This window comes from Ornithinibacillus gellani, assembly GCF_003730295.1.
GTDB lineage: Bacteria > Bacillota > Bacilli > Bacillales > Amphibacillaceae > Ornithinibacillus_A > Ornithinibacillus_A gellani.
Genome location: NZ_QTSZ01000052.1, coordinates 37485 through 50960 on the forward strand (window position 1 = coordinate 37485; position 13476 = coordinate 50960).

Genomic DNA, 13476 nt, shown 5'->3' on the forward strand with positions numbered 1-13476 from the left:
TCCCCCAAACATAGCGTATACAAAAAAGTACAAATACCATACAGGCAACGTATTTCCTGCACTGAGCCAATTTTATAAAAAAAGGATTTGAATCAGATGATCAAAACAGGTTTAAAGCTATTTGTTGAATTAACAGGTAATCCATTCGCATCGAACATGCTAAAGCAGATCTCAAGCTCTAAAATAAGTAAGCCACTCGTACGTCCATTTTCAAAAGTATACCATATAAATGAATCAGAAATAGAAAAACCATTAGAAAAATATCATAGTCTTCATGCATTTTTTACGAGAAAGCTAAAACCTAATCTTCGACCAATCGATAGGACACCATATACATTGACCTCACCTGTTGATGGTATTGTAAATGGAATTGGCAAAGTACTACCGAATCAAGCCTTCTACATTAAAGATCGATTATATCGTTTAGATGATATTTTTGGAGATACAAAACGTGCAAGCACCTACTATGATGGCTACTATTATATTCTGTATCTATCACCTAGCCATTACCACCGTATCCATTATCCAATCGATGGTAAACTAATCCAGCGCTATGCACTTGGGGAAACATCATACCCTGTCAACAGCTTGGGACTGCGTTGGGGTGATAAGCCCTTCTCCACCAATTATCGTATTATTTCCGAAATCGATACAGATACTGGCAAGGTTGCCTTCATTAAGGTTGGAGCATTAAATATAAACAGCATTCAGCTAACTAACTCTTCTGACATATGTGTCAAAGGGGAAGAAGCTGGATACTTCTCATTCGGTTCAACAGTGCTCTTATTTATTGAAAACAAACATGCCTTTCAAAATATCGTTCCAGACAATACCGAAATCAAGCTTGGACAAGCGTTAGGTAAGTGGACAAACGTATAATCTCTGCTGCTGGAGCATTCCAGCAGCAGTTTTACAAAATATTATTAAACTTATGATTTCGATATATATAATACAGACCACCAAATGCAGCGAGAGCCAAAGCTAACCCACCAATCAACCATATATACTGATGGAAGAAGGTAGAAATAAGGCCCCAGTTTTCACCCAGTCGACGCCCAATTGCGATAAACGTAAATACCCAGAACAATGCGCCTACATATGCAAATATCATAAAGCGCTTGAAGGAATATTTCGTAATCCCCCCTACATAAGCAGCTACATGTCTAATTCCAGGTATAAAATAACTAATAATGAGCACAAACGGGCCATACTTTCGAAACAGCCTATTTGTGCGATCAATGGTTTTATCAGAGATAAATAGCTTGGGGCCATAACGCCTAATAAAAGGTTCTCCTAATTTTACGCCTAAAAAATAACTGATTGATATACCGGCAACAGCACCAATCAATGCAGCTACAAAAGTAATCGAAAATTTCATACCATCCATCGAAATAATATAGCCTAAATATGTCAAAATCACTTCATCTGGTATCGGCAGTCCAATAATCCCTAAGCTTAAAATAACTATAATTGCAATGTAGCCATATTGGCTTATAAAATCATACCATGTACCCATACCGTTCCCTGCTTTCAATATTCATACATCTAAAAACATGTTTAATATTACTATTATACTATAGAAAAAGTTAAATTTGGACACCTTCAGAAATATTTTTTCAATAGGTTATCATTCCTTTTACTCAACAAATGGTCATTCATTTGTTATCCTTCCAATAGGAGGGATAAATTCATGCAGTTAAAGCAAAAGAAAGTGATTTCTCTTGTTGCCAATGATTATGAGGATCTTGAGCTTTGGTATCCAGTGTTACGTCTGCAGGAAGCAGGCGCTGAAGTCCACTTGGCTGGGGCGCAAGCTGATGAAACATATCTCGGAAAGCATGGTCTACCCGCAAAATCCAACCTATCTATTGCGGATGCTGCTGCAGATCAGTATGATGCAATTGTTGTTCCAGGAGGATGGGCACCAGATAAACTAAGACAAAACCCAGACGTCATCAAGCTCATCCAACAAATGGATCAGGCAGGAAAACCGATCGGTATTATTTGCCACGCAGGCTGGGTGCTCGTTTCTGCCGATATTCTAAAGGGAAGAAAGGCAACGAGTACACCTGCAATTAAAGACGATATGATTCATGCAGGCGCAAATTGGGTTGATGAACCTGTAGTAGTAGATGGACATTTGGTTTCCAGTAGACGCCCACCTGATTTACCAGTTTATATGAAAACATTTATTGAATTACTTGTTGAAGTATAACGAACGTGGACAGGCTTTCTAGCATTAGAAAGTCTGTCTTTATTATTTAATCCATTCTTTACACTTAGAAAGCGTTTCCATATAATGAAGTTAATTGCTACATTTAGCGGGGGGATGAGTGTGACAAAAATAAAAGAAGGAACCTTATTATGGGAACCAGATGAAAAATGGATCAAACAAACCAATTTGATGGCTTATATGAGATGGCTGAAACAACGAGGCACATTGGAGCCAGCCAACTACCAAGAACTTTGGCAATGGTCTGTGACGCATATAGAAGACTTTTGGCAATCACAATGGGAATATTTTGATATCCAATCCCAAACACCTTATCAACAAATATTAACGAGTCATAATATGCCAGGAGCTAGGTGGTTCACAGAAGCAAGTGTGAATTACACAGCACATATTTTTCGTAACCGGAAGCCAGATGACATTGCCATCATGCACACATCTGAAGTGCGCGGGTTGCGTGAAACAACGTGGAAGGAATTATACCAGGATACTGCCGCATTACAACATACCTTAAAAAAGCTACAGGTCAAAAAAGGTGACCGCGTTGCTGCCTATACAGCAAATATATATGAAACCATTGTTGCTTTTCTTGCCACTGCGAGCCTCGGGGCTATTTGGTCCAGTGCTTCACCGGACTTTGGCACACAAAGTGTTATTGATCGCTTTAAACAGATTGAACCTAAGGTCATGATTACCGTCGATGGTTATCGTTATGGTGGAAAAGCTTTTGATCGAATGGATGTCGTTGAAAAAATCCAATCCCAGCTTCCCAGTTTAGAAGCTACAATTGCAATACCTTATTTACATGCAGAGGCCGATTTTTCCCATCTCAAACAAGTCATCCATTGGGAAGAAGCAATTACATATGATCATGAGCTGTCACTTTCCTATACGGATGTAGATTTTAACGACCCGTTATGGGTACTATTTTCCTCTGGAACGACTGGTATTCCAAAACCAATCGTCCATAGCCAAGGAGGAATCTTACTAGAACATCTCAAAACTGTAACCTTCCATGTCGATTTAAAAGCGGGTGACCGATTTTTTTGGTTCACTACAACTGGCTGGATGATGTGGAATTTCCTTGTTGGCGGTTTACTAGTAGGCAGTACCATTATTCTATATGATGGTAATCCAGCCTACCCCAACATGAACCGGTTGTGGGAACTGGCAGAGGAAACAAAAATGTCTGTATTTGGTACAAGTGCCAGCTTTATCACTGCCTGCATGAAAGATGAAAACATGGATCCGGGAAAGCATTATGACTTAAGTCATTTGACATGTATTAGTTCCACTGGCTCTCCCCTGCCACCTGAAGGATTTCAATGGTGCTATGATCACGTCAAGCAAGATTTATGGATCGCTTCTGTTAGCGGAGGGACAGATGTTTGTACGGCATTTATTTTAGGTGCTCCCACCCTGCCAGTTCATGCTGGCGAGCTGCAGTGTAGAGGGCTCGGTGCTAAAATTGAAAGCTATTCGCCCAAGGGAGAAGCAAAGCTGGACACAGTTGGAGAGCTTGTCATGACGAAACCATTCCCGGCAATGCCGATATATTTTTGGAATGATAGCGATGGCAGTCGCATGCATGACAGCTATTTCGATATGTATCCCGGCACTTGGCGTCACGGAGATTATATAAAAATAACAGGACGCGGCACCTGTATTATTTACGGAAGATCAGATGCCACCATTAATCGTGGCGGTATTCGAATCGGCACAAGTGAAATTTATCGCGCTGTCGATCAAGTAAAGAAAATTGCGGACAGTTTAATTGTCGATATTCCAAAAGCAGATGGTGATTCCGCTGTACTACTTTTTGTCGTGATGAAAGACGGATATGCCCTGGATGAAACGGTAAAGCAAGCCATTCGTTCACATATTCGTACCCAATGTTCGCCAAGGCACGTGCCGACAGCAATACACGCGGTTCCTGAGCTGCCACAAACCTTAAACGGCAAAAAGCTTGAAATTCCAATTAAAAAAATATTAATGGGGCAAGACGCTGATCAGGTCGTCAATATCGGTTCCTTGAAAAATCCATCGTCACTTGAATATTTCATCAACTTTCAGAAGGAAAATTTATAATGTATCTAAACAAACAGACCAGCATCCTGAATGGATTTCTGGTCTGTTTTTGCTATGATCGATTGTGAGTGTCTCTAAATGCTGCTTGTCGCTGGTTGCTTCACATTTCTTCTTTTTCCTCGATTGGGTTAAATATATACCCGAAGCCGCGAACGGTTTGGATGTATTGCGGATTTAATTGCTTCTTCTCCAGCTTTCTTCGCAGATTGCTAATATGCACTTTAACGGTTTGCACATCTCCCGTGGAATGATAGCCCCAAATTTGATCATACAGCTGCTCAGCGCTCCAAACATGCTTCGGTCGTTGTGCTAATAAAATTAAAAGCTGTAGCTCCTTCGTAGATAAATTACACGGTTTCCCATGTACATAACAACTATAACTGTCCAAATCAATCGTTAGTCCTTTAAATTTCAATAAATTCATCGGTTCTATATGATTCGACTGGGTTTCACTTTGTCTGTAACGACGTAAATGGGCAGTAATTCGTGCCTCTAGTTCTGCAAAATCAAATGGTTTGGTAATATAATCATCCCCACCAAGCTCAAAGCACTTCACTTTGTCCATCACATCGCGCCGACAGCTTATGAATATAATTGGGATATTCAACACCTGTCTGATTCGTTTGCAAACCTCAAAGCCGTCCATTCCAGGCATTTCAATATCCAATAGCACAAGCTTCGGCTGCTTGCGTTGTAAAAGCTCCAAGCCCTGTTCTCCGTCTTCTGCTACAAAAACCGTATACCCTTTTTTCTCCAAATACAATTGGACGAGGCCGCGAATCCCTTCCTCGTCTTCTATCAGTAAAATATCTTCCTTCGCCATGCGCTCCCTCCATCCACTAATAGGTTTTACATCGATGTAAGGGCCTAGTTGTTAGAAGATTCCGTCTCATATAAAGTCATCTTCATTATAGGGGATACAACAGGCTAAGGCAAATTTTTCCTGTTAGCAAAAGGCAGCAATTGCTAAAACAACTGCTACCTTTTCCAATTTAGTACGATATCACCAGAACCAGTTCGGAGCTGAACAGGGTTTTTCCCTTCGCCTACAATACCATGTATATGGTGACTATTATTAGCAGTGATCTTCAACGGTAAGTTCGTAATCAACTGTCCGGATCTTTTGGATACTTCTATCGTAGCATCCGCTGTATCACGGTCTAAGGCAACAGTTAGATCACCAGAGCCAACCTCAAGATTAAGCGCTGCATCGCCTTTGGAAACGATTCGAAGGTCACCAGAGGTTGCGCTACCATGTAGACTTCCTGAGAAATCTGATATGCGTGCATCTCCGGAAGTAATTGCCAGAACAGCATTATCTACCGTGAGCCCTTTCACTTCAATGTCACCAGAGGTTACCTCCAAAACACTTTTTTCTGCAATGGCATCTTCGATATAGATTTCTCCAGATGTTGCTTTTAAGTACAGATGGTCTCCCCGATACGCTACTACATTCACATCACCAGAACTAACCTTCCCGGTTATAGCGCCATATATATGCTTTAATTGCATACTCCCTGACTGCACCGCCGCGTGTAAATGCTGAACACGTAATGCATCACAGTAATAATCACCAGAGCCACCTTTACACGTTATAGTATGAGCAAGTAAATCACGACAGATAACCTTACCTGATCCACACGCTATTTCCCAATGCTCCGAAATATCTGGTGGAACAGTCAATTCCAATTGGCATTGCGCTTCTTTCTTATGTTGAAAAACAGACCGCTTTGAAGGTGTTTCCACATTCAACTCTACCCTATCACCGTGTCTTGTTGCCGATAGCTCTGGTCCGCCTGAAAATGATGTCATTCGAATATCCATCCATGGATGATTATGAATCGTAATTTTCACATCGACAAATGTTGTGCTCACAGATATGTGTGGAATGGAATCAGAAGCTATCCGCCCTGTCAAAACAAAGAAGCCTTTACGTGATTCGGAAAGACTGCGTTCCAATATAATCGTCTCATTCCCTTGCTGATTTGATTGTTTCAAGTCTGTCCCCCCTTTTTATTGCTGCGTTTGTTTCATTTTAACAAGCGAATCCCAACACAACAACGAGCTGACGTTGGATGGTTCCTCCGCCCCGAGACGGAAATCTTAAACCTGCTGCAGTTTTTTCTTCGTAAACAAGCTGATAATGACATATGCAAAAAAGGAACAAATAACCGGAAACACAATGGAATGCATTCCAAGTGGCTCAGGATAGAAGGTATCAAAGAAAATATACAACGCAACCCCCGTAACCATGGAGGCAATGGCACCATATTTATTGCCGTTCTTCCAATATAACCCAAGCACAATCGGCCAGATAAAGGCGGCCTCCAATCCACCAAAAGCAAAAAGATTTAGCCAAATAATCAAATCAGGTGGATTCAACGCTAACAGAAATACAATGACACCAAGCACACCCGTAACAGCAATACTTACCCGCTTAATCAGCTGATTTGAAGCCTTCGGATGCATGTAATTAATGTACACATCTTTCACAATGGCCGAGCCAACTAAAATAAGCAATGAATCTACGGTTGACATAATCGCAGCCATTGGAGCAGCTAACACAATCCCTGCAAGCCATGGCGGCATCACTTCCAATGCAACAAGCGGCATTACCTTATCGCCAATCTCAATCCCCGGTAAAATTGGTCTTGCAAATACACCGACTAAATGCATATTGAGCATGATAAAACCGACTACAATTGTTCCGATAATGAGGGCGCGATGCATGGATCTTGCATTTTTATAAGACATCGCCCGAACTGCGATTTGGGGAAGTGCAACTACCCCAACACCGACTAAAATCCAAAACGAGGATACATATGCAGGGGTCAAATTTCCCTCTGCCCCATATGGCGTAATTAAATTGGGGTTTTCGTTATATAAATCTTGAATAATTGCTGGAATACCACCACCTGCAACGATCACCGCAATAAGCAAAACAAGTGTCCCAATGAACATAATCGAGCCTTGAATGGCGTCTGTTAATGCTACCGCACGGAATCCACCAATCATCACGTAAATCAGGATGGAAGCAGCAAAAATAAACAATGCTGATAAATAAGATAGACCAGTAATCGATTCAATCAATCGGGCTCCGCCAATCCATTGGGCTGCCATAGCAGAAAAGAGAAAGATAATAATGCTAAAAGCGGAAAATAAAACAACCCATTTCGATTGGTAACGTTCCTTTAAATAATCGACAAGCGTAATGGCCTTATAGCGACGTGTAACAATGGCAAACTTCTTGCCGAGTACCATCAGTACAAAGTAACCAGTAACCACCTGCGACATCGCTAGAAGCACCCAACCAAGTCCTTCATTGTATGCAACACCCGGACCTCCCAAAAAACTACTTGCACTGCCATAGGTTGCCGTCATCGTCATCGCAAGTACAAAACCGCCAAGACTTCTATCACCTAAAAAATATTCCTGTAAAAAAGAATGGGAGGATTGTACATATTTACTAGCCCAGACACCGACAGCAAAAACGGCAAAGAGAAAAACCAGCAATGGAACTAATACCTGCCAACTCATACGTCTTCCTCTCCTTCTTCATCAAATGGAATTTCGACAAAAAATACCTTGACGATAAAAGTAACGAGAGCAACCATGACAACAAACCCTACTACACAGCTATAAAAGAACCAAGCAGGCAGACCTAAAATATAACTGTAATCCTCTGGTTTTTTACTCCCTAATCCATACGCAAACAGATACCACCAAGCAAAATTAAATATGGCCAGCCCTACACCAATCAACGCTTCACGGTTCGCAATTTGATTCCATTTGTCAGGAATTTGATTTCGCATATCCATCTCTCAACCACCATTCCTTTATTTTTTTACGTATATCCAAGTGTTTCTTACGGATCAAGATAAAACATGATTGAAAATTATGTACTTACAATATAACGCAAATATGGGTGAAGATACACATTTTAAACCGTTCGATTCGTCAAACAACAATTGCGAGCATTCCTCTATTCAATGATTTCGGGACTCAGGATCATGTCTATGAAAAAGATGCAGGCTAACATCCGTACACTTAGATGTTAGCCTGCATATTGTGTATCTAATTTACTTATTCTGAAAATAATTAAATTTCTTCATAGACGCATCCATTTAGGCACTGACGTTTTTGGAAATTGCGTTATTAGCGAACGCCTCGCATAAATCCTTGAATTTTCGGAGCAACGGTAAATAGTAAAATACCGAGTAAAATAGAGATACCTCCGATGACACCAAAATAAATAATTTCAGTTTCTGGTGTATACAGCTTTACAATTTGTGCATTAATTGCCTGCGCAGATGCATTAGACAGGAACCATAGGCTCATCGTTTGAGCAGAGAACGCTGCCGGTGCAAGTTTGGTTGTTGCCGATAATCCAACCGGAGACAAGCATAGTTCCCCGACAACAACTAGGAAAAAGCTAAGCACAAGCCAAATAGGGCTTACAAGTGTTTCCGTTCCGTTTAATACGGATGGGATAATCATAACTAGGAAAGATAAACCAGCAAAAACGAGTCCGAACGAGAATTTTCTCGTAGTTGTCGGCTGTCTATCTCCCAACTTCACCCATAGTCCTGCAAATAATGGTGCAAGAGCAATAATGAACAATGGATTTAGTGACTGGAACCAAGAAGATTCTAATTTAAAGCCAAAGATGTGTAATGCCGTACGTTTATCGGCATATTCAGCCAAAATAATTGATCCTTGTTCTTGAATGGCCCAAAACATCATTGCCGCAATAAATAACGGGATATAAGCAAGCAAACGAGATTTCTCATCCTCATTTGTTTTTGGACTTCTATACATCACAATAAAGTATAGGGTTGGGATGACAATACCAAGAATACTAACCAAGAACGTAAAACGATTAATCGTCAATATTCCAGTCGGAATCGTAATCGCGGCCAACACAGCAATAATGACACCTGCGATTGCAAACCGTGTAAAGACAACCTTCTTCTCTCCATCTTCCAATGGGTTTGGCACATATGTTCCTGCAAGTCCAAGATTTTTCTTACGTGTAGCAAGAAACACAATTAAACCAAGGAACATACCTATTGCAGCGGTACCAAAACCGAGGTGATAATTATATTTTTGTCCCAAGGTACCAACGATAAATGGTGCAATAAATGCCCCCATGTTGATTCCCATGTAGAAAATACTGAAGCCTGAATCGCGGCGCATATCCTGCGGGCTGTACATATCACCAACAACATTGGAAACGTTTGGCTTAAGTAGGCCTGTCCCAATAATAATGAGGAACATGGAAATAAATAATGCCGTGACTCCTGCCGGCAATGCCAACACGATATGACCTGCCATAATAAGTACACCACCGTAAAATACCGTACGCTGTGTACCAAGCAATCTGTCGGCAATCCATCCTCCGATAATACCGGACATATAAACCAATGATCCATAAATTGCCATGATGGAACGTGCAGTGGAATCTTCAATTGCTAATCCACCATTTGCAATCGAATCATACATATAGAATAGAAGTAATGCACGCATTCCATAGTAGGAAAAGCGTTCCCAAAACTCCGTGAAAAATAAAGTAAATAATCCTTTTGGTTGTCCAAAGAACCCACGTTGGGGAACACTTTGTACAATCTGTTCCTTACTTAATTTACTCATGTTGTGATTTCTTCCTCTCTGTTGCGCTGAATTATTCTCAGTTTCGTGCCATTAGACCACAGTTGTAATTATATCCCATCTATTCGCTGAGCGCTATTCAATCGATAACAAAAAATACTGTTATTCAATAGAATGAGCTTCCCACATAAATTGATTCATAAAAATACTACTTCACTTCGCTAAAAAAGAAAAAAGGTATAGCCCAGCTCACGGCATACCTTTTTTCTTGAAGGTTAATCTAAGCTGATAAGCATCATTGGTTTGGTAATGTCACGCATGTGAAATGTTTTTGAGACAGTGCCATCTGTAACACGTAAGGTAATATTTTTCATTCGCAGCCAATCAATTTGTGGTTTGGTCAACAATAATAAACTCGTTTTTTTCTTATGGGATATATTTATTACAACATGTGCATCCTGTTGTAGTCCAATCAAATCCCTCATCCATATCGTCGCAATAACATGAAGTTGCAAAGGTATGATTTCGACTTCTTCGGGCTGATTCCCTTCACCAGGTTCTTCACCATCTGAGCGCGTATAGCCGTAACTTTCCGCCTCTTCCTCACTAGCAAAGAAGACCCTTTTTTCCACTGGTACCTCTGCCCAATCATCTGGTAACACATATTTCATCGTATCTGAATTTCCAACATAACGCAAAAATCCTTTTTGATCATCCATCGCCCGAAATTCAAATGGCAGTTCCATTAATGGTTCCTCAGGATCCCAAATGCCAAGTCCTGCATCTTTAGCAGCCTTAACTGCAGCCTGATATTCCGGATAAACCGTTTCATCATATGGTGCGATGAAATAGGTAACAGCCATCCCCTGACGTACCATTTCCAGGTTAATGTTCATGCCGTCTTCCTTGCGAATAATTTCGGCAAGCAAACGCCCATAATCATCTGTTGGCTCTTGACCAATTTTTACAAGCACCTCATCGCCTGGTTCTATTAATGTACCAATATAGTCTGCTGCTAAATCGCCAAAATACTTTTGGTTGGCATTAATTTCTGCCCGCTCTGGGTCCTTATTATGGGCTGTATACGTTTCAGCAGTATCCATATTCAGAAAACGTACCTTCGTACCACCTAATACAGGATCACGTAAATGAATGGTATCCCCATCCGTTATCCGCTCTACCGTTGATTCATAAATCCCTTCTGCTGAAGGCGGGTCAGGCTGTTCATCAGCCGTCTGAATATCAGCCTGTTCAGTCGGAATAAGCTGGTACGAATTGTACTGGCTAACGATACCTGTCACGTCATACCAATATCCTGATGGAACCTGTGAAATATCCAAAGCATTTTCCATCACGCGTAAAATGGTTCCATTAAAATCCGCATCTATGATAGAGACATTATAGCCTCCACCAGCAGGGGTATCTGGTACATTATTAATATAACCATTCAATTGCACCAGCTGACCTTCCAATGACTCTGCAGTAGCTTCATCTTGTAACTCGGATAAACTGATTTCTATCGGTTCAGGAAGCTCCTGATCCTGTTCTATCACTTCAATTGAAGTCGGTATTAATTCCTTTAGTCCATTATAGGTATCCAATGTTCCCGCTACTTTTATTTTGTCTCCCTTTTCAACATCGGGTAAGTTTTTCTGTTCATATGCAAAAACATTGATGCCGCCTGTTTCGTCCTGTACATATGTCGTAAATTGTGCGCCAACTCGGAGCGCATCATTACTAACTGTCACAACTCCTTCAACCGTAACGGCAGTACCGTCAGAAAGTTCTCTTGCATCGGCAATGCTTTGCAGCTCACCAGGTTCTTCCGGCTCCTCCGGTTCATCCGGATCCACCCCGTCCATGGTATGATTTCCTAGATAAGCAAAGGTATCTTTTGCATAGTCCTGCCATTCCGCCGTATCATAAGCTGTATTGGGAGACGTTACATGTGATTGCCTCACTCTCGTTACATCTTTGGCAAAATCCGCTTGAACACCAATTTCGCCAAAAGTATCTAGAAGTTCTTCTCCTTTCACGAGTGCAACGGCATCATCACCGTTAAAATTGACGACCGTTGAATGAATCAGATCTGCCATGTCCAATATTTCCTCAGCTGCATTTCCATGAGCGATGACAAACACTTCACCATGCTCCAGTTCCCCAGACAAGTCCACATGCTGACTTGGAGAACCAGCTCCGTTAGAGTATAGCTCCAAACGATAATCCGCTAAGTCCACTGCTTCCCCGGTTCCGTTATAAATTTCCAATGCCTTATTATAAGAACTTCCCTCAATATATTCTGATATAAATAAGTCCTCAGCTGTAATTTGCTCCGCTTCTGCGGATACATCATTAGCATACAAACCGGAAAAGTTCATGAGTACGAGCGAAAGCGCCAACATAACATGTGCCAAGCTTCTACAAACAGCAGATTTTTTCATCGTGTCCCTCCACTTAAATTTATTCCCATACAGGATGATGGTACTTTAAATATGGCATAGAAATATGGCGGTAACAACGGTGAATTTGCATGTAGTCAGGAGTTTAGCCCCATGTTTTTCACTTCAGATTGAAAACGATTATTTAGACCTATTCTAAAAAATATCCCGATTGGTTAAAAGGACTGATGCAACAGCTCCAAAAACACATCCATTGCCTTCGTACGAAAAGGTGAATTGGTTAATACAGAGAATTCCCTTTTAAATGGTAGTCCAGGCACTTGAAGTACCCGCATTTCTCCTCTTGATAGCTCCTTTTTTAACGCCCATTTGGAAAGCAAGCTTATACCTAATCCCGCTTCCACCGCTTCTTTGATAGATTGTGTGCTGCTAAAAGTTATACATTTACTTGGAGAAATACCGAGTTGCTTAAACAGCTTTTCCGTCGCTTCCCTCGTTCCCGAACCCGATTCCCTAATAATCCACCTTTGATTCTCCAATGCATGTAAACAGTCCTGGTTGTTTGCTGGTAGCTCAGGATGCCCTACTGGTGCTGTAATCACCATCGTATCATCTGCCAAATATTCTTCCTGCAGCTGAACGTCCTTGATACCACCTTCAACAATCCCTACGTCCAACTGCTGTGCTGACAGCATTCCAGCAATCTTTTCGGTATTCCCAATGGTTGCCGTAGCTTCGATATTAGGAAATCGCTGCTCCAGTGCTGCAATAATACCAGGCAATACATATTCACCAAACGTATAGCTTGCACCAATCGAAAGCCGTCCTTCTGCCTTATGCATCAAATCATCCACCAAATATTGCATCCTGGAATATAGCCCCAATATTTCTTTCGCATGATGATAAACAATTTCACCCGCTTTGTTCAGCCTGACATATTTATTTGTACGCTCCATGAGTCGCGTTCCAATTTGTTGTTCAAACGTACGAATATATTGACTGACAGCCGGTTGTGTCATATGCAATTCCTCTGCCGCACGCGAAAAATTGGATTTTTCTGCAACAGTGGCAAATACTAATAATTGTTGATCCACCAATTTCTCCTCCTGTAAAAGCAATGCTTTTTGCATCTATTATATCATTTTACTTATC

At 41.1% G+C, this 13476-nt stretch carries 11 protein-coding genes; 3 read left to right on the plus strand and 8 right to left on the minus strand.

Annotated elements, in window-relative coordinates; genetic code table 11:
• Positions 1–96: 96 nt before the first annotated feature.
• Entirely contained in the window at positions 97–879 is a 783-nt protein-coding gene (locus tag DX933_RS16855) for a phosphatidylserine decarboxylase (RefSeq protein ID WP_123317607.1), read from the plus strand.
• A 31-nt stretch (positions 880–910) separates the two neighbouring features.
• On the opposite strand, the gene DX933_RS16860 is transcribed toward DX933_RS16855, so the two are convergent.
• The gene (locus DX933_RS16860) at positions 911–1516 is read right to left on the minus strand and encodes a DedA family protein (protein ID WP_123317608.1); all 606 of its coding nucleotides are present in this window, start codon (positions 1514–1516) and stop codon (positions 911–913) included.
• Positions 1517–1690: 174 nt separating this feature from the next.
• Here DX933_RS16860 and DX933_RS16865 point away from each other — a divergent pair, with 174 nt between their 5' ends.
• Together DX933_RS16865 and DX933_RS16870 are read left to right on the plus strand one after the other, a co-directional pair.
• Positions 1691–2215, plus strand: a complete 525-nt coding sequence (locus tag DX933_RS16865) for a type 1 glutamine amidotransferase domain-containing protein (RefSeq protein WP_123317609.1) — start codon at positions 1691–1693, stop codon at positions 2213–2215.
• A 120-nt stretch (positions 2216–2335) separates the two neighbouring features.
• Positions 2336–4318, plus strand: coding sequence for an acetoacetate--CoA ligase (locus DX933_RS16870; RefSeq protein WP_123317610.1), 1983 nt, complete (start codon positions 2336–2338; stop codon positions 4316–4318).
• 100 nt (positions 4319–4418) lie between these two features.
• Here DX933_RS16870 and DX933_RS16875 read toward each other — a convergent pair whose 3' ends face one another.
• The 7 genes from DX933_RS16875 to DX933_RS16905 all read right to left on the minus strand — a co-directional run bounded on the left by DX933_RS16875 (position 4419) and on the right by DX933_RS16905 (position 13418).
• A complete protein-coding gene (locus DX933_RS16875; RefSeq protein ID WP_123317611.1) occupies positions 4419–5141 on the minus strand; it encodes a response regulator transcription factor in 723 nt (240 codons plus the stop codon).
• Positions 5142–5296: 155 nt separating this feature from the next.
• Entirely contained in the window at positions 5297–6316 is a 1020-nt protein-coding gene (locus DX933_RS16880) for a DUF4097 family beta strand repeat-containing protein (RefSeq protein ID WP_123317612.1), read from the minus strand.
• Between the two features lie 105 nt (positions 6317–6421).
• On the minus strand, positions 6422–7855 hold the full coding sequence (panF, locus tag DX933_RS16885) for a sodium/pantothenate symporter (RefSeq protein ID WP_123317613.1): 1434 nt from the start codon (positions 7853–7855) through the stop codon (positions 6422–6424).
• The gene (locus DX933_RS16890; RefSeq protein ID WP_123317714.1) at positions 7852–8130 is read right to left on the minus strand and encodes a YhdT family protein; all 279 of its coding nucleotides are present in this window, start codon (positions 8128–8130) and stop codon (positions 7852–7854) included. The genes panF and DX933_RS16890 overlap by 4 nt, the downstream gene beginning before the upstream one ends.
• A 343-nt stretch (positions 8131–8473) precedes the next feature.
• Positions 8474–9967 (minus strand): peptide MFS transporter, encoded by a 1494-nt coding sequence (locus DX933_RS16895; RefSeq protein WP_123317614.1) that lies wholly within the window; start codon positions 9965–9967, stop codon positions 8474–8476.
• 233 nt (positions 9968–10200) lie between these two features.
• Positions 10201–12366 (minus strand): thermonuclease family protein, encoded by a 2166-nt coding sequence (locus tag DX933_RS16900; RefSeq protein ID WP_123317615.1) that lies wholly within the window; start codon positions 12364–12366, stop codon positions 10201–10203.
• A gap of 173 nt (positions 12367–12539) precedes the next feature.
• Positions 12540–13418 carry a LysR family transcriptional regulator gene (locus DX933_RS16905; protein WP_123317616.1) on the minus strand — a complete coding sequence of 293 codons (879 nt, stop codon included), beginning with the start codon at positions 13416–13418 and terminating at the stop codon, positions 12540–12542.
• Positions 13419–13476: the final 58 nt, after the last annotated feature.

Bases quoted from the DNA above. Each gene is read 5' to 3' on its own strand.
- DX933_RS16865 (WP_123317609.1), top strand. From the start codon at position 1,691: ATGCAGTTAAAGCAAAAGAAAGTGATTTCTCTTGTTGCCAATGATTAT.
- DX933_RS16860 (WP_123317608.1), bottom strand. From the start codon at position 1,516: ATGGGTACATGGTATGATTTTATAAGCCAATATGGCTACATTGCAATT.
- panF (WP_123317613.1), bottom strand. From the start codon at position 7,855: ATGAGTTGGCAGGTATTAGTTCCATTGCTGGTTTTTCTCTTTGCCGTT.
- DX933_RS16890 (WP_123317714.1), bottom strand. From the start codon at position 8,130: ATGCGAAATCAAATTCCTGACAAATGGAATCAAATTGCGAACCGTGAA.
- DX933_RS16855 (WP_123317607.1), top strand. From the start codon at position 97: ATGATCAAAACAGGTTTAAAGCTATTTGTTGAATTAACAGGTAATCCA.
- DX933_RS16875 (WP_123317611.1), bottom strand. From the start codon at position 5,141: ATGGCGAAGGAAGATATTTTACTGATAGAAGACGAGGAAGGGATTCGC.
- DX933_RS16895 (WP_123317614.1), bottom strand. From the start codon at position 9,967: ATGAGTAAATTAAGTAAGGAACAGATTGTACAAAGTGTTCCCCAACGT.
- DX933_RS16900 (WP_123317615.1), bottom strand. From the start codon at position 12,366: ATGAAAAAATCTGCTGTTTGTAGAAGCTTGGCACATGTTATGTTGGCG.